Here is a 25701-nt window from a genome sequence, read left to right as displayed (position 1 = left end):
TACAGAAATTAAACTAACACGAATTCATTCAACGGTCTAGTTATAAGTTCTTCCAGTTTATATTGAATCGTTAATCAATAACCTAAAAAATACCTAAAGTAATCTACTTCATAAAAATGAATATTTCATAAAAGAATTAGAGGTTTTAAGAATAGAACTCGAAAATCTACATTGTCAATTTAGTATACCCCTATAGCTGAACGAAATTTTAGAACTATTCTTTCATATGAATATTTTCCTAATGCTGATTAAGAAACAAGGCAAAACGTTGAAGAGGGAATGGGTTAAACCTATGAAGGATTTGAATGATGGATATAGTTATTATCTAGATACAAGGGATATACCTTTGTCGTTTAAGGTCAAGTGATAAGTGCTTTTGTCGAATTTGATTGAATTATCAGCATATTACTTAATAAAGATACTTTCGTCTGTTATGGTTAAGTAAGAACCACTAAATCTTTAGTTTATAAGGAGCGAATTCAATGGAATTAGATCAACTTGAAGTTCAAAAAACTACAAAAAAAGTGGAACAAAAAGGAAAAACGAAACCTTACTTAACGGCCTTAATTGGCTGGAGTCTCCCAGCAATTGAGGCCAGCGTAAAATTAAATCGCCCTTTTGTCGTTGTTGGACCTCCGGACTTTGAATCCTATGCAAAAAAGCATGATATTGCTTTTATTGGCTGGGATTTCGATCGATTAAATGAAGGCTCTGATCACTTGTATAAACAATTAAAAGAGCTAGGGGCAGAACTTGCTATCCCTCTATATGAAGAATGTGTGGAATGGGCTGGAGCATTAAATTCACGATTTCGGGATGAGCCAAGAATCTTCAACCGCTCTCTTCTTTTGAGAGATAAAGGGATGATGAAACGAAAAGCTCAAATCGCAGGAATTAAAGTAGGGGTTTTTGAGGAAGCTCGAGACAAGGAAGATGTTAGAAGATTTTTAAAACGTGTGAACGAGGCGTTATTAAAAATCGAAGGTGATAAAAATGATCCGATACATGTTAAACCACTTGATAAAGCGGGCTCGGTTGGTCATCGATCGATTGAGCGACAAGAAGATATTGACGAGTTAACAGAATCTGATTTTCCACTATTAATGGAAAGTCATTTAGATGGACAGGAATTTTCATGTGAGGTTTTCATTCATAAGGGTGAAATTCAATTTCTCAATATTACGGAGTATGTTCGCTTAGGGTATTCGAATTTCGTACCACCTTCACCTTCATTAGAAGCGAAACGACCCCTAATTAGGAAAGCTATCGAAAAACTCATTGCGGCATTTGAAATAGAATACGGTGTTATTCACCCTGAATACTTCATCACATCAGATGAAACACTTCATTTTGGAGAAGTCGCTGCACGTGTGCCGGGTGGACATATTTTTGACTTAATTGAACGTGCCTACGGTTTTAATGCGTATCAAGCTCAAATTTTATGTAGCGATCCGAACACTACTGAAGAAGAACTTCGTGATTTCTTTCCTGTACTGGGAGAAAAAACTGAAAACCATGCAGGTTGTTTAATGGTTCATCCTCACGTCAATTACGTAGAAAAGCTTGAAGTACCAGATGAGCTTGAGAATCATGACTATTTTGAAAAGCATGATATGTTTAGCCCACCACAAGGAAAAGTCGCTGAGCGGATTGGATTTGGGAGTCATTATGGAACCATCTTCTTCTACGGGGATGATAGCGAAGTCATGAGAGATTTAATGAAAAAGTATGAACAATTTAATTTTTACCTCTAGTTCTTGGTTCCGTGGAATGCTAAAACATAAAGGAGTGTCGTAATGACATCTGAATTAACTTCTAAATTAGAAGAACGATTTTTACATGCACTGAATCAACTGGAAACGGCAGCATCATTCGCAAAATCGATGTATCAAACAGACGTCTATCAAGAAGCCCAACGCATTTTAGAAACTAATAATGGACTTCAAACCTTATTTCGATCCGCAAGTCGGTTTGAGCGGGCAGGCGTGTTTCAAGATGGTCCGTGGGAGAAGGCATCTAAACTTCAACCACCTCTAGTGGCCGGTTCTTTACAAGCAAAAGGCCTTCCTTCCATAATTGAAGTTCTAAGTGAGCTCCGGATGCTATCCATTGCCGAGGGAGAGTACCAACATGAAAAAGTATCAGCAGAAATGGCCGAAGACTTTCTAAATGAAGTGATGGTTCTTAATTTAAATCTTCTTTTTCCAGAAGCAACCGAAGCTTCTCGAATTGAAGGATCAGAAGAAGCTAACCAACAAGCGATTTCCTTGTTTCATTTTTTGTCACAGAAATTGTCTTATCAAGCCCTAACAACTACGTTAATTAAAGAGATTGAGCGTCTAACAGCACAACGACCAATCATGGTTAAACGGACCATCTCAATGATTGAAACCGCAAAAAAAATGCTCCATTCCAATATGAGTATCGAGGAGAGAAGCGCCTTAGAACGATATGTTTCAGCTATTGAAGGACCGTCTCCTCTAAGCAAAAATAGTCCAAGTCTCGGTGATTACCGGAAACAACTGATGATTCTATCAACCGAAGAGTTAGAAAAAGAAGCAACGTATTTTGCAAACTCGATGCGAACGACAGGTTTGGTTTCTCCTCAGCACTCAATCTTGCTACGTTTTCTAAGCAGGAAGGTAAAGGACCTTGTTCCAGTTGCTCTACAATTAACGGACAAAGGAAAAGCCAATCTTGAAGAGCATGCGGAACTAGTTCATCAGCTGATCAAAGTGGCGATTTTCCCTGCTACTAAGCAATCAGTCTATGGTTTAGCGTTATTGCTTGAGCGAGGGGTACTTTCTTCATCTCCCGTGATTCCGGGCTTGAGAAGACTCATTGAACTCGACATTAAACCAGAAGTTCGGAATACGCTTCTATTTAGTTTTAAAAGCGGAGAAGGTCTTACTGCCAACACAGTTCTCCTCGCCGGAGTGATTAGTGTGTTAGGACAACCAATCGGAATTGGACAGGGATTGAATCCAACGTGCCAAGCTGCGCGAGGCTTAAGTCTGTGGTCCCAGCATGCACCAGGCTATTTGCTTGAAATCATTCCTCGTGCGGCTCGCGACGGTGATATTGATATTAAGTTTGAAGGAGTGCCGATTCATTCCAAGGATTTAACAGGAGGACTAGCTCCTAATCTTCATCAAGAACTTGATCCGGTCTCACTAATCCTTGTTCCGCATTTAGATCGTATTTACAGTGAAATGATGACAAGAGTATCCCTACGAGGTGAAGACGGGCATCGCTGGGTAAACCCCGAGTTTTACGGGGACTGGGTTCAAAAGGGATTTAACAATGCAATTGATCCTCTAACTGGAGCGATTACACATTATTCGGATTTTGTGCGCCTTTTTTATGCAACACATCATCCAGAATACAACGATGATTATGAGTTAATTTATCCGAACCCAGTCGGCATATTTATTACAAATGTACATGGTAAACTACTTGGTTTTCACGCACTATCAATCCTTAGAATTACAGAAGACCCTCAAGGAGAGTACAGAATCTACTTTTATAATCCTAATAATGATGGTTCACAAGATTGGGGGCAGGGCATTAAGCCTTCTGTCATGGACAATGGCGAAAGAGTCGGAGAATGTTCTTTGCCTTTCCATGAATTTGTCTCACGCATCTATGCTTATCATTTCAATCCATATGAACAAGGAGATGCATTTGCAGTTGAATCTGAAATTGTAGAAAAAGTGGAATCTCTCGCACGAAATAGTTGGGGAAAAGATTATACCTGGCTTTAAATTTCTAAATTTGCTAGGCAAACGGACTGTTTGCTTAGCGTTTTTTTTAAAAACGGTGTAAGTGAAACTAAATCGCTACGAGCGGTGTTGAACATATCGATTTTCTGTCCAACGTCCTTTGTTGAATTATACCTGACTATCTTTGCATTAAATTCTTAATCCAAAAATTAAAGATGAATGTACGGACAGTGGATCCATCTTGTGAACATGGTTTATGATAAAAATCAGTGGTTGTATGAATAGAAAATTGTTTCAATCGTTTCGAAGATTATGTGAAGGTGGATGGAAACATGATTTATGTGCTGAGACACGGACAAACCGATCTAAACAAAGAAAGAAGAATGCAAGGACGACATGGTTTACCATTAAACGAGTTTGGACGGCAACAAGCGGAAAGATTAAGAGACAAGCTGAAAACGATTAAATTTGACCTGGTTTTCACCTCTCCCCAAGTGAGAGCCATCCAAACGGCAGAAATTGTTACGGGAATGAAGGCAATAGTTGACCCGCGACTTGATGTTTTTGATATTGGTGAAGCAGACGGGTTAAAAATAAGTGAGGTCAAAATGAATGGTGTTTTGCCCGATACATGTGTTTATAAGGGTGTTGAGGATGCCCGTTTTTTTCTTGAAAGAGTCTTTCATTTTATGAGCGAGTTAGACGCTATAAAGAGAGAGAAATAAATATCTTAATCTCTGGACATAGATGTACAACGGGCTGTATTGGCGCTTATTTTACGAGTGTACCCAGTGATGGTAATGTATTGCGAAATTCATCTGATAATGGAGATTTTAACAGTTATGAATTCAGATAAAATATTCACGAAACCTTCATCGTAGAAAACTAGTAGCTAATCTTGTTTGAAACAAGTTATTTCTTGAAGGCATGAAGAATCTTCCCTGCATAATTTCTCTAGTAATCAATGAAATCTCTCTTAAAATTGCGCCATTCCTGCTGTATAGTAGATAAGAAAGAGCTTTTACAAAAAGGGGAGAGGGTTGCTTGAATGTAACATGGTATTCGATTGTCATTTTGTTTATTATTCTAATGGGAATCGCCTTTAGCATCGGACTATACATATGGAGCAGAGAATACTATTTAAGACACAGAGTCGCAATTCGAAAAATCTATTACGGTTTAGTCATATCCATGTCTTATTTGCTCTGGGTATTCGGAGCCTTCCCAGAGGTAGGTGGAAAACTCGAGTATTTAATTGCACTTGTAGTAAGTGTAGTCATTATTGATTTATTTATTTTTCAGACGCCAGACATTACTAAATTCATGTCTAATGAACTCAAGCAAGAAGGTCTAGTGGAGAGCATTAATAAAAATAGAGGAACCTTTATAGAGCTGAGTGAAAAGCTGATTAAAGTCAATCAAATGATGCCAAAAAGTGAAACGCTCTGGCAAGTGGATGAATTTGATTTTACCCCTGAAAAGTATGAAGAGTTTGTTCTAGCTTATTTGCGGAATTTTACCTCTTCATTCCATTTAGATGTATTTTCTTATCGGGTTGAATCGTCTGTTGAAGAACAGGTGTTTAAAGACAACGTTCAACGGGCCTACGAAAAAATACGCACCGATCATGTTTGGACACTTCGAGGAGTCGGGATGCGAAAAAGCCAAGTAATCCATACTCTCCTTGATGGAGAAAATGTTGAAATCATCGAGAAAGATGGCTCCTATGTCTTATTCCCTTATTTTGGAGAGTATTTTAATATCATCTTCGTCATCTCAGCTAAACAGGGCAACGAGGTAACTGGAGCAGATGCTTCTTTATTACTCAATTTGCTTTATACATTTGATATGTGGCTACTTTCTAGAGAAGACGAGTTGCTTGAAGACACAGAGCAAGTAGAAACAATCGATCCGAACGAGGAAGATAGAAGTACAGAGGGAAATGTGCTATGATGGAAAAAGAAGCAAAGGAGAGTGGAAGAGATGATCGTCAAATCAAAAAAAAACAACCGAAACAAAGAGGAGACAAAGACCCCTTCCAGACACCGTGCGACCAATGTGCCTCCTAGAAACCCGAATAAACGACCGACACATATTAACCTAGAACGATCAATTGGAAGAATGAAAGCAGAAGATCGAGAAATTATTCGACAAGCTCGCTGATTTTATCATAGGCTGTTTTCGCAAAGATTGTAGCTTTTCGAATGAGTCCTTATTTCGGGATAAAGAATGGCTTGGGGCATCTTTTCGCCTTGTTTTTAACTCGAAATGAGGAAATAAAAGTGTATTTCCATCCGTTTTTGTATTCTAGAGCAACAAATTATGAGATAAGAGCCTTAAGAGAAGATGATTTATTTCATCTTTTTTTTTTATAGTATTTTTTCGGAATTCGCATATCCTATATTAATCAATCGAAAAGAGGTGGGTTCCATGAAAGAAAAAAAACGTACTCTTCCACCACGAAATCCAAATAAACGATCTTGTGTGGCCAAAAATATCACATTTGGTGTGCAAAAAGAGAATGATGTTTGGTTACGCACACTTTCAAAAAAATCTTTTGTATAAAGGCGAGTATAATACTTCCCACTCCCTTAAAAATGTATCTGAATTATCGGTTTTTATACCTAAGTAAGTGGAAATCATCGTGTGGCGTCAAAGAGCATTTTCTTCTTAATCATTAAGAATTCTTGGTCAAGTTCATGTAATCGATCGAGAGGGGCAACATTATATGTCACATAGCTATAATAAGACCAGATTACTTGCTTGTTTTCATGAGAACTTTTATGTGCTGTTGTGATTAATGCGTCTAGAATCGCCCCTAGTACGGATAAATCATCTCGAGTCGTCATTTGAAATTGATTAAAGCTAAAATAGAGCAAATTCCTCATCGTTTCAAACGGAAGAAGGAGAGTATATTCCTCTTCATCCTGAAATAATAAATCCCCCTCCAGCAACGGAGCAAATTCCCCTAACACCATTCCAATATTTCGAATGCAATGCTTAGCTGTAAAGGGGTCATTAATGGCCGGAGACGTTGCACGCAAAGCAATCTCTACTAATTTTTGAATAGAAAAAGAGATGTCTTGGGACGTACTACGGTTATGACTAAGTGTTAAAAAATCATATACCTGTAACACCATGTCATCTGTTATCGGTTCGTCCCTTGTGTGAATCGTAAACACTTGAGAATGACTTGTTAAGAACTCCCCAATCTTTTGATGCATCTCGATGAATAACTTGTTTTCCTTTGCATACAGACGGAGTTTATCAATGTCCAAATGTTGAAAATATACTGTTTCTGAACTAAAGAATGATTTTTTATAAAGATAAACCTGATCGTATTGCTTCGTAATCGTAAATTGAAGATTTTTCATTTTCTCCTGTATATCCTTACTTGTTTGTAAGGATTCCTTCGTTAGTTTCTCAATTAAGAAATCAACCTGGATCGAACGGCCGATGTGATGGATGAAATGAATGAAAAAGACGAGACAGATAATAGTGAGAAAAACGCCAATAACTGCTGAAATGACTAACTCATCCTCAGTTCCACTTCGCATAAATAATAAGCTACAAATTGAGTAAAGAAACCCTCCTAAAAAAACACCGAGCATTCTCATTGTCGTTCGTTCCGTCATAAAGTTTGGTAGAGCTCGAGGGGAAAATTGTGACGAATAAGTGGTTAGAACAATCATAATAATCGAAAACGTAAACGTCGTCATTGTTAGCAACGCTGAAGACAAAGTTGCGAGGATTGTGCTGGCGAGATCCACTCTCGTAAAGAATAGATTTGGGACCACGTCGGTTAACTCATTGATGAAATAGGTATCAACCGCTATCGTGATTATTGCTAAGATAAGTCCAACAAAACTGTATATACTCGGCACAAACCATAAACTATTTTTTATCACTGAAATGAATGTTCTCATTGAAGGAATCACCTTTTCTAAAAATGTAGTGATAGTATTTCCTGTCATATTGTAGATATGCAGAAAAGGTAAGAAGACGTACCGCTTTTCCCTGGTGAATAGGGCTTATTATTTTCTGATTATAGTAGATATTGTAATCTATTATTAAATATAATAGACTAAGATAGGGATATATTTAAAAAAGAATAGGTGTTTTACTAGCTGGCACCTTACTATTAGTGACATCTGAGCAGGGATGTCTACTCTTTTTTGCAAATATTGGGGGTATTGAAGAATATTATGAGCAAAATAATGAATAAAACAGACGTTATATTAATTGGTGCCGGAGTCATGAGTGCCACATTGGGTGCATTACTGAATGAATTAGCACCAGAATGGGAAATTAAAGTGTTTGAGAAACTCGCAAACGCAGGAGAAGAAAGCTCTAACGAATGGAATAATGCGGGTACGGGGCATTCTGCTCTATGCGAACTTAACTATACATCCGAAAAATCTGACGGATCAATTGACATTAGCAAAGCAATAAAAATTAATGAACAGTTTCAGCTATCAAGACAGTTTTGGTCGTATCTCGTAAACCGCAATCTAATTAAGAATCCACAGGACTTTATCATGCCAATACCTCATATGAGTTTAGTACAAGGGGAAAAAAACGTAACCTTTTTGCGGGATCGATTGGAAGCGCTGTCAACTAATCCGCTATTTCAAGGGATGGAATTCTCCGATGACGTTAACAAACTGAAGGAATGGATTCCACTTATCATGGAAGGTCGTACATCGAATGAACCCATAGCGGCAACAAAAATCGACTCGGGCACAGATGTCAATTTCGGGGCATTAACACGTATGTTATATGACCACTTAAAGAGTAAAAATGTTGAAATCAATTATCAGCATAGTGTAGAGGATATTAAACGTACAAGCGACGGCTCATGGGAAGTGAAAGTGAACGATATTGAAGGAGGGAAAGTCGAATACCATACGGCTAAATTCGTCTTTATTGGCGGTGGGGGTGGAAGTCTACCATTACTACAAAAAACAGGAATACCTGAGTCAAAACAGATTGGAGGGTTCCCTGTTAGTGGATTATTTATGGTTTGTAACAACCCTGATGTCGTGGAGAAGCATCATGCAAAAGTATACGGTAAAGCTAAAGTTGGTGCCCCTCCAATGTCGGTTCCGCATCTAGATACAAGGTATATCGACAATAAAAAATCATTGCTGTTCGGGCCGTTTGCGGGGTTTTCACCAAAATTCCTAAAAACGGGTTCAAATCTTGATTTAATTAGTACTGTCAAACCGAATAATCTTGTCACAATGTTGGCGGCAGGAGTGAAAGAAATGGGGTTGACAAAATACCTGATTCAACAAGTTTTGTTATCAAATGAAAAGCGAATGGAAGAATTACGCGAGTTCATTCCGAGCGCCAAAAGCGAGGATTGGGATATAGTGGTAGCTGGTCAACGTGTTCAAGTTATAAAGGATACGGACACCGGGGGGAAAGGAACACTACAGTTTGGTACAGAAGTGGTTAGTGCCGCTGATGGCTCGATAGCTGCATTACTCGGCGCTTCTCCAGGTGCTTCGACAGCCGTTCACGTTATGCTAGAGTTATTAGAAAAATGCTTCCCACAACATATGAAAGAGTGGGAGGCAAAAATAACTGAAATGATACCTTCATATGGTGTGTCACTAGTCGAAAACCCAGATCTGTTCCAAGAAATTCATATTTCAACAGAAAAGTCGCTTGGTCTGAGCCGAAAAGAAACGGTTTATAGTTAATCGTCTTATCGTGAAAGGCTGTTTTTACAATGTTTGTGGCTTTTCGTATCGGTTGATCATCTAGGAATCAGTGTTATTTCGGGCATCAATTCGTCTGGTTTTGATGGATGTCAACATTGAAATGGTGGCTTTAACCGAAAATCAGAGGAATTAGCCACAATGTATATGAAAAGATTTGTATAGAAACAAATTTTCTTAAAAATAGGTGAAGTAGCATATTTCTCTAATGGTCAATAAAACATAGAACCTTTGATCTGTTTTGGATTAAAGGTTCTTTTTTTATGGCTCTTTTTGTATACATTGTCGCTATTGGCACAAAGAAAAAAAGGCAGCAAGGTTTATTCGACTGATTTCTTACTTTTTATCTAAAAATGGATAAATTTTCATGAGGAAAAGAGCAAGAAGTCATACAAATCAAGAGATATATTCCTTTTTGAATAGCCACACTTTTTCGAAAACAGCCTTTTTAATTGATTGTTAATCACCTTTTTCAAAAATGGAGCGGCAGTTTATCCATTCACTACCCCGCTAAGGTGGGTGTACTTCAACGAAGAAAAATAGCCATCTGAAAGGTCTTCACACCAGTGAGGACCTTTTAGTTGGAGGTTGTTGGATGACTCGTTTTCTTGTGAATAAGACGAGTAGCAAGGTAACGAACATTTCTGCGAGCGGGAGCGCGAGCCAGACACCAATTATACCGATGAATTTTGGCAGCACCCACAGTAGGATTAGTAGAAAAACGAAACTTCGCAAAAGGATGATACTCGTCGATGAACGTATTTCACCGATAGACTGAAAGTAGGTCATATAGACGAAATTGAAACCAAGAAACAGATAACCGGTAAAAAACAGGCGAATACCCTGAACAGCTAGTTTACGAACTTCCTCAGATTCAACTCCGAAAAGCATGACAAGTATAGGAGCAGCAGTTAAGCCGATGATTAACAGGATCCCGCCTAGAATGAAGGATGCTTTTTCACCGATTTTTACACTCTCTATGATATGGACTTTTTTCTTTGCACCATGATAGTAGCTAATCATTGGCTGTAACGCTGATTCAATCCCAAAGAAAGATAAGAACATGAATCCGTGCAAATAATTGACGATTGAAAAAGCAGCGATTCCTTCCGTACCGAGTAAACTAACAATCGTTAAGTTGTAGCCAGCGATGAAAACAAGTGTCCCACCTTCTGCAAGGAAGCTTGGAAAACCAATGGAAAAAATGTTTCCGAGCATCCTCCAAGACCAGTTGAACGAAGGCGTCCTTAAATTCGTTTTTTTTTTGAAAAAATGGAGCAAGAGGACTAGTACCCCGACTATACTTGCCAGGACAGTGGCAAGACCAGCACCAAAAACGCCAAGCTTCAAAATGAAAATCATAAAATAGTTCAAGCCGATATTGACGATGGCCGTCACACCTAGTGCATACATTGATAAGGATGGGCTGCCATCATTTCGGACGAAGATGCTGAGTAGTTGCCAAATGGCAATCAGCCATCCAAGTAGAAATAGAATCGTCAAGTATTCGACGGTATGTGAAAAGGTGTCGACGTTTGCCCCCAGTAAGTTCGCTATCAAATCTACATTTAGATAACCAATTGCTCCGATGACGAACAATAAGACGAGTGTAATCGCAACGGAAAGTGAAAAGACACTCCTCGCTTTAGCAACATCTTCCTTCCCGATAAAGATGGAATACATTGTTCCCCCGCCAATACCTATCCACATCGCGATTGAGAAAATCAAAGAAAATACTGGCATGGCGAGATTTACGCCAGCAAGTCCCACTGAACCAACGCCGTTACCTACAAATACTCCATCGATTAGGATGTTCACGGACATCAGCATCATCCCTAGTAACGCTGGAAAGAAGTATTGGATAAATACTTTTTTAACTGAAAGATGTTTTAAGCTATCATGTGCTTCATTCATTTTTTAATCCTCCTGGTGTGTCTTACAAAAGAAAGTATAAACCTTCAAGGAACTTGAAGGTCAAACTAATTTGCTTACAGGAATTTGTATCCAGGTCACAAATGCTGTTTCGTCCTGGTTGACGGACTCATCTAGCATGGCAATTTCAATAGGGAGCCCAGCTATGTGATAGCGCTCTTGTTGCAAGCGATTTATTACTGAAGAATAGCTAGATTTTATCGAGTCATAAGGTCCCAGATGAGGATAGCAGGCGTAGGTTCCTGCTTCTAAATAGGCTGACTTTAAACCCTTTAACACATAAGGAAACCATACAAAAACCGCTTGATATTTAACTGGTCCTTCCACCGAGAGACTCTCAAGATCAACGACAGCTCCAAAGTCACCAGTGAAAAACCCGTCATATCCGACTCCAGCCAGAGAGAACTCCTCTAGATCCTTCAAATAGATTGCTTCCGGTTCTTCATTCAAATCAATCGGTTCATCATGATAAAGATAAAAGATCGCTCGTTCTGGAAACCTGCGATAAGTCAACGTAGGGTTGGATTGTAGGGAAAGTCCCTCTTCAATCGTGGCAATTTTACTGTTAATTTTTTTGGATACCTTCTGCAACTGTTCCATTTCTACTTGAATTTCTTCAAGTTTTTTTTCGAGTAATCCTTTCGTATTCTCTGGAGTCCGTTGCTCTAGTTGTTGCTTTATATCCTTGATGGAAAAGCCATTTTTCTTCAAGAAGATGATTGTGTCGAGAACGACAAATTGTTCAAAGGAATAGTACCGATATTGACTGTCAGGATCGGTATACTTTGGCTGGAAAATCCCAATCTCATCATAGTAACGTAATGTTGAGGTGGACGTTTGGAACAATTTCGCGATCTCTCCGATGCGGAATCGATGTTTCATAAAAAAACTCCTTTTCATTTTTTTTTTAGAAAAATAAAGTGCTCGCTATTTCCCTGCGTCAAATACAATCTATTATTAAACGGCCTGAATGAAAGAGTTTCTTTAAGGTTATGTGATGAATTCTATCATGTAATGTTGTACACTTAAAACAAGCAAGAATTTTCACAATTATTAAATTATTAAAGGAGGAAAATATGAACTTAGGTGCATTCTCTGTAAGTTTAACGGTAAAAGACATTAAAAAATCAAAAGAATTTTATGAAAAACTAGGATTTAAAGATTTAGGAGGAAATATCGAAGAAAATTGGCTAATTATGAAACATGAAAGCTGTGTAATAGGTCTATTCCAGGGCATGTTTGATAAGAATATTTTGACTTTTAATCCAGGCTGGAATGAAAATGCTGAAAATCTCGATTCCTTTACGGATATTCGACTCCTCCAACAACAGCTTAAAGAAAACGGTGTTAAAATTCTGACAGAAGCTAATGAAACAACGGAAGGTCCCGCAAGCTTTACACTTGAAGACCCTGATGGTAATCCAATTCTTGTTGATCAGCATAGATAAGCTCTATGAGGGTATAAGTAAAGATTATAGAAGCAGGTCCCAGCATACTTTTCACGAATTTATTAATGCATCTGATTTCCTTTTGAAATCGGGATTAGTATCAACATCATTAATCATATCTCCCATAATATTTGACAAGAAAATTAAAAGAAAGCTCTCAAGTCAAAAAAGACTCTACCAAGGATTTCACTGGGTAGAGTCTTTTTTTTGCCCTTGTCGACTGGTAAAGAAGGACCATTTTTAGCTTTGTTCTTTAAACAAGAACACTTTCCATACATTATCATTGATTTCTTCAACCCTCACCCCTATAATAAACGTTTGATTTCAATTAATCTTAAACATTTTGGAAATACTAAGAAAAAAATTAAGTAGGTGTTAATATTAATCATCAAGGAGAAAGCTATAAAACAGATTGGATTACGTTTGGAATTAGTGGTGGATTTTTGGTTCTATTCGTATTGGTCTCCATTTATAATCAAGAGCTGATTGGAAGATGGATAAGCGACATGTTTTCCTTTTCAGTTACATATTTAGGGGCGTATTGGCAATTATTGCTTCTTGCGACCTTCCTAATTGGATTAGGTCTCGCATTCTCAAAAGTCGGGAAAGTTCGACTTGGAAATTTAGATGTGCCTGAGAACGGATATTTTCGTTGGATGGCGATGGTACTCACTACATTATTAGCGAGTGGAGGCGTATTTTGGGCAGCAGCCGAACCAATGTATCACTTCTTAAGCACTCCACCATTGTTTGCTGAAAAGGGTGCTAAACAGGCGGATGCCGTTATTCCTGCCTTAGCACAAAGTTATTTGCACTGGGGATTTTTAGCCTGGGCTATTCTCGGATCTCTGACAACAATCGTTCTGATGTATGCTCACTATCATAAGGGATTTCCGTTAAAACCGAGAGCGATTTTGTATCCGATTTTTGGTGAAAAAATTTATAATAGCTGGCTAGGGACCCTTGCAGATGTCGTGTCGATTATTGCAGTGTCTGCAGGAACGATTGGACCAATAGGCTTCCTGGGACTTCAAGTGGGATATGGATTGCATACATTGTTTGGTGTTCCCAATACTATCGTCACAAACATTTTTGTCATTCTTGTGTTAATCGCTATAGCCTCCATGTCAGCAGCGACGGGAATTGAACGTGGTATTCAGTGGCTTAGCCGTGTAAACGTAAGCTTAACAGTAATATTGATGATTGCTTTATTGATTCTCGGTCCAACGATGTTCATCATTGATGCCTTTATGGGGGCAGAAGCTTTTCATATACAAAATTTCTTCCGCATGACATTATACCGAGAAGATTATGATTGGCTAGGATGGTGGACCGTGTTCTTCTGGGGCTGGTTCTTGGGTTACGGGCCGATGATGGCTATTTTCCTAAGCCGAATATCTCGTGGTCGTACAATTCGAGACATTGTTATTGGCTTATCAATTCTTGCTCCAATAGTGAGTAACTTTTGGTTCACTGTTGTAGGAGGATCCGGAATTTATTACGAAATGCAAAATCCTGGAACAATTTCCTCAGCGTTGAATGAAGCTGGCATGCCTGCTGCTGTCATAGCCATTATGAATCAGATTCCCTTTGGCTATGCCTTATCCATTGGTTTTCTCATTGTAACGGTTGTCTTTGTTGCGACGACTGCTGATTCCCTGTCCTACACAGTGGGAGTCGCTTTGACTGGTAGTGACAATCCAGCTAAGTGGATTCGCGTGTTCTGGGCACTCATCTTTGGGACACTCGCGATTGTCTTATTAATGATTGGTGAAGGAAGTATTGGAACCTTGCAAAATTTTATTGTTGTTACGGCTGTGCCTGTGTCCTTGCTATTGTTACCACCGTTATGGTTGGCTCCTAGAATTGCACGAAAAATGTTGATTGAGCAAGAAAAAAGTAGCAAGTAACAGGCCGACGTTTCCTGTAATTGTCAGACAAAATCAATTTGTTCGACGAGAAGCGTTCCTTTGTCCTAAGCATTCGTGCAAACTAAGCGGGGGATGAGCCTCCTTGATCTTTTATTCAACCTCTAGTCCGTATATATGATTCGCTTAGCCAGTGCCTTAGGTTTCGAACGTAGAAATGAAGGGGAATAGATGCCAAGAGACAATGATGGATTTCATCATGAATTGCTAATCACCATTTAGGATACAGAATAATTGATTATAGAAGAATAAGTATTTTTGATTTTAAAAAAACTCTCTATATAAGGGTGCATTTCGTGAATACGGATTGCATTTTTTTGAATTGTTCCATTTGGTTGAATAATAATCATGTTAAAATAAGGGAAAGTGTTTATAGTGATGTACTGATCATTAAGGACAATTATGATTATGAAGGATGGTTAGCTTTCTAACGAAAAATAGAAATAAAAAATCTTAATAGCAATTCCTAAAAATCTTTCAGTAGCCGGGTTTTGTTGAACAAAAGGTAGTTAGAAAAATAATATCAACCTGTCGTAACAGCTAAAGGAGAAGAGTATGCAAAATTTAAAGGATAAACTAAAGCAAATATCAGATTATATTAATGAAATGATTAAGGAACATCAAGGAATTGGCTTGAGTATTGCAATTGTTAAAGACAAAGACATTATTTATTCGGCAGGTTTTGGACACTCTCAAATTCAACCAGTAAACCGACCAATTGATGGTGATACATATATGAGCATTCAAAGCATTTCTAAAAATTTCATGGCGCTTTCCATTATGCAACTTGTTGAAAATAATTTGATTTCATTGGATCATCTTGTTCTTAAATATTTACCTTACTTCAGAACAAAAAGTAAACAGTTGAGCGATACCATCACGATTAGACATTTGTTATCTCATACAGCTGGATTTCCTTCAAACTTAGGAATTGCCAATATGATTGCTCCGAATGTAAAAGAAATCTTCTCAGATACACCCTCAGAATTTCAAGAAGCATTAGATTATTATCACCTTACAGAAGAAGAGATTAAAAGTATACAATCTCGAGAAGATATAACGAGATGGTTTAAAAAAGTTGAATTGGAGTACCCAGTGGGGATGGGGTGGAATTATTGTACAGATGCATATGTGATTCTTGCCGATTTGTTTGAAAAAGTGACTGGCCGCGAGTGGGAAAAACATCTTAGTGATGAAATTCTCAGCCCATTGAATATGGACCGGACAACGAGTGATTCTGGTATAGTTGAAAACGATAAAAACAGTGCCAGATATTATTTAGGGAAGGATAAGATAGAAATACCCTTTCCAAAAAACTCACTTTCAGCTCCTATTGGTTATTTGTATTCAACGGCAAATGATTTAGGAGAATACATAAAATTTCATTTAAATAAAGAATCAACTATTTTACGTTCTGATTTAATTGAAGAAATGCAAAATCCTATACATCCTGTAAGTGAGGAATGGCGGTTCGAAAGTGAGGACAGAAGCTATGGACTTGCATGGTTTACAGACCAATATCGAGGATACCGATTAGTAGAACACGGAGGCGGTCAATTAGCTGTTAGGTCACTGATGTCTATGGTACCTGAACTCAATTTAGGGATAGTGGTCTTATTAAATCATGACGGGACCATTCATCATGATATTAGCAAAAAAATTATTGATGTGTTCATCGACTCCTAACATTATGTTTTGTTTAATAAAATAATAGATTAGTCTATATTTAGGTATGTGAAAAATGACTCGAATGTTTTAAGTGTTTTTTGACATCGTAAGAACATTTAATTTTGCTGAATTATCTTGTTGCTTATCCAACTGAGTGCAAATGGCCTTTAAAAAATTTGGTGATAATAATAAGTGAAGTTAATGATCTTTATCGGAATAATTATACTATCATATTTCATTTCCCTGTTAGTGGGATTTATTGATAGCAGAATTAACAAAAAAATAGCTTACTATTTTGGAAATTACTATTAACGAACACAGCAATTTTAGGGATAGGGAGCATCTGGTGGTTTTTTACGGAAGTTGATGGAATAAGCCAATTATATGGAGTTCTGATTTATCTTAGTTCAATCTTGTTATTATCAAGTATTAATGTGGTTATTCTCTTTATCTACACTAAAAGAGTGCGGAAGTGAACAAGGTACGATTAGGCGGATAAGATGTATTCATGCATGGGGTATTTTGATTTCCATAACGAGTGGATTGTCGAAACGAATCCAAAAGAAAAGGTGTTTATATTGGAAAAGGAAATAAAGTGTTCTATCATTTGAAAGATAAGGATAATACATATAAAAAGCCAACTTATCATCGTAGTCTCGAAAGATTAACAGGCAACCTTATTAAGTGATTTCTATTTCCATGACCGTACTTCTATTGTGTTTAAACGTAATAGATGACATAATAAAGTGTATGTACGACTAAAACTATCATAGAATCTAAATTATGCTTAGTGAGAAAAAGGGTGATTTCAATTAAAAAAATAAAAAGTATCCTGTTTTTCCTAATTGGATTATTATCCCTATCGTTAGGGGTTTTAGGTACTGTGCTTCCAGTAATACCTGGCGGACCGTTTTATCTTTTTGCTGCGTTTTGCTTTGCTAAAAGTTCTAAACGGATTGATAATTGGTTTAGAAGCACGCCAATCTATAAAAAATATGTGGAGGCTTTCCTACAAAAAACAGGAATGACACGAAAAGAAAAAATCAGAATTAACATCATCGCGGATTTCTTTATTTTGATGTCTATTTTTTTCGTAGACTTCCTTATAGTGAAGATTATCTTGATTATACTCGCATTATATAAACATTATTATTTTATCAAAAAAATAAAGACCATTGTTCCAAAGCAAGATCATTCTAATACCTTAGTATTAAAAAAAACGAATTAACTAGATATTTGATTCTTCACGAAAAGGTTTATCTTATTAACCAACATGATTCCTACAATTAAAAACCCTATTTTAATTAAAAAGTACCCAATAGAGTAGACAATGAAATAAGTCTACATATAGGGTGCTTTTTGTATAATTAGCGATAGATAACCAATGGGAAACTGAAGGGCATCATGATGAAAAAATGATTCATTAAAAGGCTGTTTTCACAAAGATTGTGGCTTTACGAATGGGTATATATCCCCTGACTTGTATGACTTCGTGCTCTTTTCCTCATGAATACTTCTCCATTTCTAGATGATAAGTAAGAAATCAGTCAAAAAAGCTTCTACCTATTTTTTCTTTGTGTCAATAGCAACAAAGTATACGAAATGAGCCTATTAAAAAAATTAAGCAATTATCATCAAGACCCTTTGCAAATTCGGTAAGTTCAAAAGGGGTTACTTATACGAACGAATTCAACAGAAGCTATCTTGTGTAGAAAAAGAAGGATGATTTTTATACACAGATCTTCGAAGCGTGTGGATCTATTAAAGAACTCCTCGGTGAAGTAGAATTCATTCAGCAAGTAAGAGATGAAAAAATAGTACTTTTCCCAAACGAATAATACATTTTCACACGTTTTACCATTAAGAAAGAATGTTTAAAGAATATGGTGAGTTATCTCTGCCAAGTCGCAGAAGTATCAAGAAGTGGCTACTATCAATGTTTTTCCCAGAAGGTAAAGTCTATAAGTAGGTTAAAAGATTAGCAAGACAAAGTTATAAAGCATGTTAGTTTAAAAGCCAACCGTTTGACAATCTCCATTTCTTTGTATGAACCATCTAAAATCATAGTACTGCAAAATAAAGAGCTAAGAGGGAAATTTATGCCTCCTGCTTAAGGAGTTCAAGGTCCATTAAAGGTAGTTAACCACTTCGCACTTATTCTAGTAAGAAATGAGACACCCATCCACTAAAAAAGCCAATAAAAGAATTTCAACTAACTAGATTCTGATAGAGCTGTAGTTGATTAGGCTTTTAACCAATCTAATTTTGCTAAAGGTAAGATGATGCGAAGTGCTACTCAAATCGGTATTAATTCTTGTCCAATAGAAGGATTCGATTAAGAAGATGTAGAAGCAGTACTGAAAGAAGTAAGAAGAATGTAAGAGGGTACCAAAGATATGCTTATGAAAGATAAATCGATATTAGCGCTTGCTAATTTGATTCAAAACGCAAAAGGGTGAAGAATTGTATATATCAGGTGACCTCTAGAGTGAATCATATAAAAGATAGAAGTTATCCTAGAACAAATTACAATATGCTTAGTTTCTGAGACTTTATTTGTATATTATTAAACGGCTAATTCAAAAATTATCAGGTAGTTTTTAAATAGGAGTCTGTGAAGGAACTTGTAGGGGAAATTTATATAAGGAAATAGAGGTGGTATTTAGTGAATTGAACATGACAAATAGGAGGAGACCATGCAGATATTTATAGGGACACATCTATTTTTGTTCGAATGTTCAATTCATGGATAGAATACGAAATCAATCCCCCTTCACCTCAATAATAGTCATCGTAAACAAAATTACGTCTGGAGGAATGAGAATGAATTTTTTAATGATCGGTGGGACGAATTTTTTAGGCAGACATATCGTTCAAACTGCATTGAATAGAGGCCATACAGTAACGTTATTCAACCGTGGAAAAAGTAATGCAAGTGTTTTCCCTGACCTCGAAAAAATCCATGGAGACCGGGACGGGGAAATCGAAAAGGTAGCGGGACGAAAGTGGGACGCCGTGATTGACACATGTGGATACTTTCCTAGAGTGGTGAAGCAATCTGTAGAACAATTACTAAATCAAGTTGACCACTATACCTTTATTTCAAGTATTTCCGTTTATGAACGCTTTTCTAAAATTGGTATGGATGAAAATGAGGCGGTTGGAAAACTAGACCACCCAACAGTGGAAGAAATCACTGGAGCTACTTACGGCCCATTAAAGGTTTATTGCGAACAAGAGGTACTAAAGAAATTTGATCAAAAAGCGTTAATCATTCGACCAGGATTAATTGTCGGTCCCTTTGATCCTACTGATCGTTTTACGTATTGGGTAGATCGTATCGCCAAAGGCGGTGATGTGCTAATTCCTAATGAGGTAGATGCTCCTGCACAGTTTATTGATGTAAGGGACTTAGCTACATGGATCTTATCGATGGTTGAAAAGAAACAACAGGGGTTATTTAACGCAACCGGCCCTGATTATCCATTAACTTTAGGCGAATTCCTTTCGGCTTGTCAAAACGTATTAAATCCAAACACAAGATTCATTCCTGTGTCAGAATCATTTTTAATTAGTCAAAAAGTAGGGGAATGGATGGAACTTCCATTATGGATACAAAAAAAAGAAGAAATGCGAGGGTTTTCGCAAATAAACTGTGAAAAAGCACTCAAGAGTGGATTATCTTTTCGACCACTAGCAGAGACGATAAAAGATACATATGACTGGTCAGAGACTAGAACGAAAGACATTGAAAAACGAGCTGGTATGAACGAAAATCGCGAACAGGACTTACTAAAGAAGTGGACAGACCTTGTCTCCAACACTTAAATAAAGGCTCTTTCCGTATACATTGTGGCTATTTTATCTTGTTTTTTGATTAAATCCTTCATTTCCCTGTTTGTTTCTATCAAAAACAGACGAAGTGATCCCTGAAACAAAGCGATATCATAAATGATCAACGGATACGAAAAGCAACAATTCGAGCGCAAATAGCCTAAATAAAACGATGCAAAGAGAGAATTACATTTTTCGCAACCAAAGAATTGTTCAATGAATTTTCTTAAGATATTGAATCAATGAAGCAACGTATGATCGCTTTGTAATAGGACAAACCTATACACAATTTTTTAAGAAATGAAATGAATGAAGAAGGTGTTCTTATTGGAGAAAATGGAACGTTTTATAAAAGATGAAGGGAATGTTTTTCCGGGCAAAACGTATGAAGTGGAAATGCTAAAACCCATATTTAATGATCAGAGAGATTTTTTATTCCCTGTAATGTTTGATATACACCGAGCTCATGTAATTATGTTGGCAGAACAAAACATCATACCTAGAAATATGGCAAAAGAGATGCTGATTGGAATTTCTAAAGTAGCAGAAATGGACCGAAGCACAATACAGTATGAGCCACGATACGAGGATTTGTTTTTTATGATGGAAGCGAAAATAGGAGAAGAGATCGGCTACGAATTCGCGGGGAATATGCACATTGGCCGTAGCCGGAATGATATGGGCATTGGTATGTACAGGCTTGTTCTTAGAGATCATTTACTCGAATTGATTGATAATGCATACACACTACTTGAAGTATTATTGAAAAAAGCAGAAGAGCATAAAGAAACGATTATCACTGGGTATACACATACACAACCTGCTCAGCCTACAACATTAGGGCATTACTTTTTAGCTATTTATGACATTACATTGCGGGATTGTCAACGTCTATGGGCTGCGTACAAAACCGTGAATCAATCGCCCTTAGGCGCTGCAGCTCTAACAACGACTGGTTTTCCTATAAGCAGAGAACGGATGTGTGAACTATTAGGATTCGACTCGATTTTGGAGAATTCCTATGATTGTATCGGTGGAGCGGATTACCTACTTGAAGTATCCTCAGTCATGATGACTTCTATGGTGAATGCCGGACGATGGATTCAAGATTTTCTTCAGCATGTTACACGAGAGTTTGGAACTTTTAACGTCGCGGACCCCTACGTACAGATATCTAGTATTATGCCACAAAAACGAAACCCTGTTTCCATCGAACATGCGAGAGCAAAAGCCAGTAGTTCGTACGGAGAAGCGTATACTGCAATGAATATGATTCATAATACACCTTTTGGAGATATTGTCGACACAGAAGATGATTTGCAGCCACATCTCTATAACGCTTTTTTAAACGCCAACCGAGTGTTCAAACTAATGTATGCCGTCATCGCAACTCTTGAGGTGAATAAAGAGCGGGCCAAATTCATGGCAAATCAATCGTGTATTGCTATCACTGAATTAGCAGACACTTTGACAAGGGACTACACTATTTCATTCAGAAAAGCTCACAAAATTGCAAGCTATATCGCAAAACAAACCACCCAAAACAAAATGGAACTTTTTGACTGGAAGATAGAAGACGTGAATGAAATGATTCAAGGATTTGTCGAAGTAACTTTGACTGAAGAAACGTGGAAGAAGATTATCTCTCCGGAATATTTTGTTCATGTTAGGAAGATACAAGGTGGACCAAATCCGGATGAAGTGAGCAGAATGATTAAGTTAAGGCAAGAAAACCTTGTAAACGACCGATTGTGTTATGAAGAGACAATTCAGGAGTTACTGACTAAAAAGAATCGATTACTCAATTATGAGGTTTAAAAAAACGATTTATTTCCCCTTAAGTTGATGAGGTTTCAGGTCATTGGGAAGTTTGTATTTTTGAAAATAAGAGCCTTGAAAAGTGAAGGGAATCCAAATTGCAATATAGTAACATAACTAAATTGTTTTAAGGAACACTATTATTGGAGGTGAAAAGTGTGTCAAAAAGAAAAGCTGATCCATCGACAATTGGTTTGGGTTCATCAGATACTAAAGGGCAAGGAACAACAACAAGGGAAACTGGAAGAAAAAAGGCTGATTCTTCTAGAAACAAACAAAAACGTACTTAACAACCTATGGTGGTTGTCATTTATTTGCCGATGAATTCTATACTTGTATAATAGGTATAGAAGATAATAATTTCCATGGAAAAGCTTACTCTTTTAAGAATGTCAAGGAAGGGATACTATAGAAAAAGTGCAAATATTTTCGGCATCCATCAACCAGATCAATACGCTTAATAGATCTTATATCAGGGTTTATCCGGAAAATTGCTAATAAGCGTTCTCGTGTAAGAACCATCCAACTGCCTGATTCCTAATGTGCGGTATTTTCCGTATGAGGGTTCAGGCTTTTTTTGTTTAAGGTGATATCACAAAGAATGTGCTGCAGTCTTCTGGATTAAAAAGGAATTTAGTATGTTGTTATGATACATAAATAAATAGAAGTATTTTCCCTTTTTTTCTACTCTCATAAAGTTCATGATTAGAGTCTTCAGCAAATTCATCAGGACTCATGTAAAGGAAGGTAAGTCTGAGAATATTTGTTTTTACTTTTTCATATTGATTTAAGAATAGGAAACTTCCATTTATTTCTGTTATTAATCTTAAGAAATATCAAATCAAATATTTCAGAGAGGAACAAAAAATTCTGACGCTTTTTCACGTTACTCATTAGTAAATGTTTTTTAGTATACATTGTGGCTATTTCATCTGAATTTTGATTAAATGATCCATTTCACTGTTGTTCTCTAGCAAAAATAGACGAATCAATACTATATCACACCGTTTATAGACTGGTTCGCAAAGATTGTGACTTTGCGAATATGAAGGAATCCCTTGACTTGTATGACTTCGTGCTCTTTTCCTAATGAAAAATTATTCATTTCTAGATAAAAAGGAAGAAATCAATCGAAAAAACCCTACTGCCTGTTTTTTCTTTGTGTCAATAGCAACAATGTATACGAAAAGAGCCATAAATAATAAGGGTGACCAGGATTTTAGAATTCCATTGAAAGGGGAGTTTCGATATGCAACGTAAATTTATATACCTTTCTTCTACGTTGGTGCTTCTCTCAATAATTTTTTCTCTTTTGGTTGTACAGGGGAGATTAGACACATTTGATCAACATGTTCAAGATTGGTTTCTTTCTTGGATGACCCCTGAACTACAGACTTTGATGAAAGGGATTACTTTTTTAGGGGATACAAAAATGCTTGCAGTTATTTCGATGATCATGTTGCTTTGGTTGCTCATAAAAAAACACTTTTATCGCCTGTTTATTTTTCTGACGATGATGAGTGGAGGAGTTATTTTTACTTTTTTGATGAAAATATTTATTGAACGTGATCGTCCCGCTGATGTTTCTTTTATAGACTTTTGGGGATTTGGATCACACCTTGTATCGTATAGCTTTCCAAGTGGTCATGCAGTGAAGGGATTATTATACTTTGGCTTTCTTATATTAATGATTCAGCTAGATACACAGAATAGAAGAGTAAAGCAGGTATTATTTTCGTTATGTGTGGCCGTTATTATTCTCATTGGGGTTGGTCAACTCATGTTAAACAAACATTTTGCCTCAGATGTGATTGGTGGCTATTTTGTCGGATTGACGTGGATGACGTTTTTATATTCTTTAACGGAAATTATTCCAAATTATATAAAGAAAAATAGATGGGGGAAAAGATCGAGATTGGAAACTTAAACTAGAAGAATCGCAGATTTCATTCGACCTTCTTGTGATGGACATGTGGAGGTACATTCAGGCAGTATACAATCAGCACATTAGTCTCTTGATTCTGAATGGACATTCCACTTTGCTGATAAGACTTATTAATACGCAGATATTGGTTATTCATTAATACTGTTGTCGCAAAGTTTGTTGTTTTTTAAAGGCTCTTTTCGTATACATTGTGGCTATTTCATCTGATTTTTGACTAAATCCTCCTTGTCACTGTTGATTTCTATCAAAAACAGACGGATCTAGCTGCAGTGGCTAGCAGCTCGGGGTCAAATGAATAACCCTCCAGCGATGCCAGGCATCACCTCCGAGTTCTTCATTTGCCTGACGCCGCAGGGCAGCCACTTCCGCTTTTCGTGATCCAGCTATAGTGGCTTGCGGCTCGGGGTCAAATGAATAACCCTCCAGCGATGCAGGCATCACCTCCGAGTTCTTCATTTGCCTGACGCCGCAGGGCAGCCACTTCCGCTTTTCGTGATCCAGCTACAGTGGCTTGCGGCTCGGGGTCAAATGAATAACCCTCCAGCGATGCAGGCATCACCTCCGAGTTCTTCATTTGCCTGACGCCGCAGGGCAGCCACTTCCGCTTTTCGTGATCCAGCTGCAGTGGCTAGCAGCTATGGGACAAATAATACCCAACTCCAAAGGTCAGGACCTTTGGAGTTGGATAACATTTGCCCGCCGCTGCTGGACAAGCCACTTTCGCTTTTCGGATGCTATTTCATTGATAATAAACTGATACGAAAGCAACATACTAAGCGAAAACAGTCTTTTTAAACTAGTCTATAACCGATGATATCACTTTGTTTCAGCGTTTTTATCCGGTTATATTTGATGTGAATCACCCGCGAAATGAAGGATTCCAGCTAAAATTTGACTAAATAACAACGATGTAACCGAGAAGAGCCGTCTGAAAAAACTATGTCGTTAGTTTTTTTGTATTGTAATCTAATTTTTTGCTTACACATGTTCTTCAAAAAATTGAATATTAATTAATAAAAACCATTGCCTACATGATGTTTTTAGTTTGCTATTTTCTATGTGCTTAGTCCTTTATTAGTGGATTTGGAGGGTTTTCAACCTGACTTATCCATCATAAAGGGCTTTTTCTTTGTACAAAGTAAAGTGAATGAAGATTATCAGCATTACTAATTTTGGCATGTTTTTAACGCAACACTTGAGCCAGTTATTGAGCAATATTTTGTTACATTAGGCAAACTATTTCCCAGCATTTCAATTAGATATTTAGAAAGATAATGTCTCTCGGTCTGAGAACATTTTGGGGAGATGAAGCCTAAATGTTTGGTATTAGAAATCAAACTAATGGAATGAAAGGCTGGAGTGACAAGGAGAGTTTAGCAAAGCCATATTGAAAATTTGCTATAGATGAAGAGCAATAGGAAGAAATTGGTCCATGAAAATTGAGTGAGGCTAATACACCGATGAGCTTCTTTGTCTCGGAATGGTTCCATTGCAGGCTAAGCAATAAAAATATTTTGATGGGGGATTACCTTCGTCAAGTCTTTAGTGAGCCTCCAATCGCAGGAGCAGGTCAAGATTTTTTTCGATTAGCGGTTGGATTCCCTCAGTTTGGGCTGAGAGGCAAGCTTCCAAAACCATCATCTGGCAATACGTTACTAGTATAGGCTGAAGGGGGTGAGT

The 25701-nt window shown here is 37.3% G+C and carries 21 protein-coding genes; 16 read left to right on the top strand and 5 right to left on the bottom strand.

Annotation, left to right across the window (positions count from 1 at the left end; genetic code table 11):
* Positions 1-482 precede the first annotated feature (482 nt).
* The 6 genes from U8D43_RS00685 to U8D43_RS00660 all read left to right on the top strand — a co-directional run bounded on the left by U8D43_RS00685 (position 483) and on the right by U8D43_RS00660 (position 6287).
* On the top strand, positions 483-1754 hold the full coding sequence (locus tag U8D43_RS00685) for an ATP-grasp domain-containing protein (RefSeq protein ID WP_335869017.1): 1272 nt from the start codon (positions 483-485) through the stop codon (positions 1752-1754).
* Positions 1755-1796: 42 nt separating this feature from the next.
* Positions 1797-3764, top strand: a complete 1968-nt coding sequence (locus U8D43_RS00680) for a hypothetical protein (protein ID WP_335869016.1) — start codon at positions 1797-1799, stop codon at positions 3762-3764.
* 290 nt (positions 3765-4054) lie between these two features.
* Entirely contained in the window at positions 4055-4447 is a 393-nt protein-coding gene (locus U8D43_RS00675) for a histidine phosphatase family protein (RefSeq protein ID WP_442893531.1), read from the top strand.
* 319 nt (positions 4448-4766) lie between these two features.
* Positions 4767-5675, top strand: coding sequence for a type II toxin-antitoxin system SpoIISA family toxin (locus U8D43_RS00670; RefSeq protein WP_335869014.1), 909 nt, complete (start codon positions 4767-4769; stop codon positions 5673-5675).
* 30 nt (positions 5676-5705) lie between these two features.
* Positions 5706-5885: a hypothetical protein gene (locus U8D43_RS00665; RefSeq protein ID WP_335869013.1), complete on the top strand. Its 180-nt coding sequence runs from the start codon at positions 5706-5708 to the stop codon at positions 5883-5885.
* Positions 5886-6152: 267 nt separating this feature from the next.
* Positions 6153-6287, top strand: coding sequence for a hypothetical protein (locus U8D43_RS00660; RefSeq protein WP_335869011.1), 135 nt, complete (start codon positions 6153-6155; stop codon positions 6285-6287).
* A 74-nt stretch (positions 6288-6361) separates the two neighbouring features.
* Here U8D43_RS00660 and U8D43_RS00655 read toward each other — a convergent pair whose 3' ends face one another.
* A complete protein-coding gene (locus U8D43_RS00655) occupies positions 6362-7648 on the bottom strand; it encodes a DUF2254 domain-containing protein (RefSeq protein ID WP_335869010.1) in 1287 nt (428 codons plus the stop codon).
* A gap of 279 nt (positions 7649-7927) precedes the next feature.
* Here U8D43_RS00655 and U8D43_RS00650 point away from each other — a divergent pair, with 279 nt between their 5' ends.
* The gene (locus U8D43_RS00650) at positions 7928-9430 is read left to right on the top strand and encodes a malate:quinone oxidoreductase (RefSeq protein ID WP_335869009.1); all 1503 of its coding nucleotides are present in this window, start codon (positions 7928-7930) and stop codon (positions 9428-9430) included.
* A gap of 576 nt (positions 9431-10006) precedes the next feature.
* On the opposite strand, the gene U8D43_RS00645 is transcribed toward U8D43_RS00650, so the two are convergent.
* Both U8D43_RS00645 and U8D43_RS00640 read right to left on the bottom strand, forming a co-directional pair.
* Positions 10007-11362, bottom strand: coding sequence for an MATE family efflux transporter (locus U8D43_RS00645; protein ID WP_335869007.1), 1356 nt, complete (start codon positions 11360-11362; stop codon positions 10007-10009).
* A gap of 60 nt (positions 11363-11422) precedes the next feature.
* Positions 11423-12262 (bottom strand): MerR family transcriptional regulator, encoded by an 840-nt coding sequence (locus tag U8D43_RS00640; protein WP_335869006.1) that lies wholly within the window; start codon positions 12260-12262, stop codon positions 11423-11425.
* A gap of 194 nt (positions 12263-12456) precedes the next feature.
* Between U8D43_RS00640 and U8D43_RS00635 the strand changes: the two genes are divergently transcribed.
* The 8 genes from U8D43_RS00635 to U8D43_RS00600 all read left to right on the top strand — a co-directional run bounded on the left by U8D43_RS00635 (position 12457) and on the right by U8D43_RS00600 (position 24003).
* Positions 12457-12828: a VOC family protein gene (locus tag U8D43_RS00635; protein WP_335869005.1), complete on the top strand. Its 372-nt coding sequence runs from the start codon at positions 12457-12459 to the stop codon at positions 12826-12828.
* 428 nt (positions 12829-13256) lie between these two features.
* Entirely contained in the window at positions 13257-14738 is a 1482-nt protein-coding gene (locus U8D43_RS00630) for a BCCT family transporter (RefSeq protein WP_442893535.1), read from the top strand.
* Positions 14739-15311: 573 nt separating this feature from the next.
* The gene (locus tag U8D43_RS00625; protein WP_335869004.1) at positions 15312-16442 is read left to right on the top strand and encodes a serine hydrolase domain-containing protein; all 1131 of its coding nucleotides are present in this window, start codon (positions 15312-15314) and stop codon (positions 16440-16442) included.
* 784 nt (positions 16443-17226) lie between these two features.
* Complete coding sequence (locus tag U8D43_RS00620) at positions 17227-17652, top strand: YbaN family protein (protein ID WP_335869003.1); 426 nt, start codon at positions 17227-17229, stop codon at positions 17650-17652.
* A 1595-nt stretch (positions 17653-19247) separates the two neighbouring features.
* Positions 19248-20252 (top strand): NAD-dependent epimerase/dehydratase family protein, encoded by a 1005-nt coding sequence (locus tag U8D43_RS00615; protein ID WP_335869001.1) that lies wholly within the window; start codon positions 19248-19250, stop codon positions 20250-20252.
* 342 nt (positions 20253-20594) lie between these two features.
* Positions 20595-22076, top strand: a complete 1482-nt coding sequence (argH, locus tag U8D43_RS00610) for an argininosuccinate lyase (RefSeq protein WP_335869136.1) — start codon at positions 20595-20597, stop codon at positions 22074-22076.
* A 158-nt stretch (positions 22077-22234) separates the two neighbouring features.
* A complete protein-coding gene (locus tag U8D43_RS00605) occupies positions 22235-22366 on the top strand; it encodes a YuzL family protein (protein ID WP_335869000.1) in 132 nt (43 codons plus the stop codon).
* A 959-nt stretch (positions 22367-23325) separates the two neighbouring features.
* On the top strand, positions 23326-24003 hold the full coding sequence (locus U8D43_RS00600; protein WP_335868999.1) for a phosphatase PAP2 family protein: 678 nt from the start codon (positions 23326-23328) through the stop codon (positions 24001-24003).
* A gap of 291 nt (positions 24004-24294) precedes the next feature.
* Here U8D43_RS00600 and U8D43_RS00595 read toward each other — a convergent pair whose 3' ends face one another.
* Positions 24295-24477 (bottom strand): hypothetical protein, encoded by a 183-nt coding sequence (locus tag U8D43_RS00595; protein ID WP_335868998.1) that lies wholly within the window; start codon positions 24475-24477, stop codon positions 24295-24297.
* Complete coding sequence (locus tag U8D43_RS00590; protein WP_335868997.1) at positions 24428-24595, bottom strand: hypothetical protein; 168 nt, start codon at positions 24593-24595, stop codon at positions 24428-24430. The genes U8D43_RS00595 and U8D43_RS00590 overlap by 50 nt, the downstream gene beginning before the upstream one ends.
* An 886-nt stretch (positions 24596-25481) precedes the next feature.
* Here U8D43_RS00590 and U8D43_RS00585 point away from each other — a divergent pair.
* Positions 25482-25685 (top strand): hypothetical protein, encoded by a 204-nt coding sequence (locus tag U8D43_RS00585; RefSeq protein WP_335868996.1) that lies wholly within the window; start codon positions 25482-25484, stop codon positions 25683-25685.
* Positions 25686-25701 lie beyond the last annotated feature (16 nt).

The sequence above is a fragment of the Bacillus sp. 2205SS5-2 genome, assembly GCF_037024155.1.
GTDB lineage: Bacteria > Bacillota > Bacilli > Bacillales > Bacillaceae_K > Bacillus_CI.
Note: the sequence above shows the minus strand (reverse complement) of the source record. Positions and strands in the feature narration are given on the sequence as shown.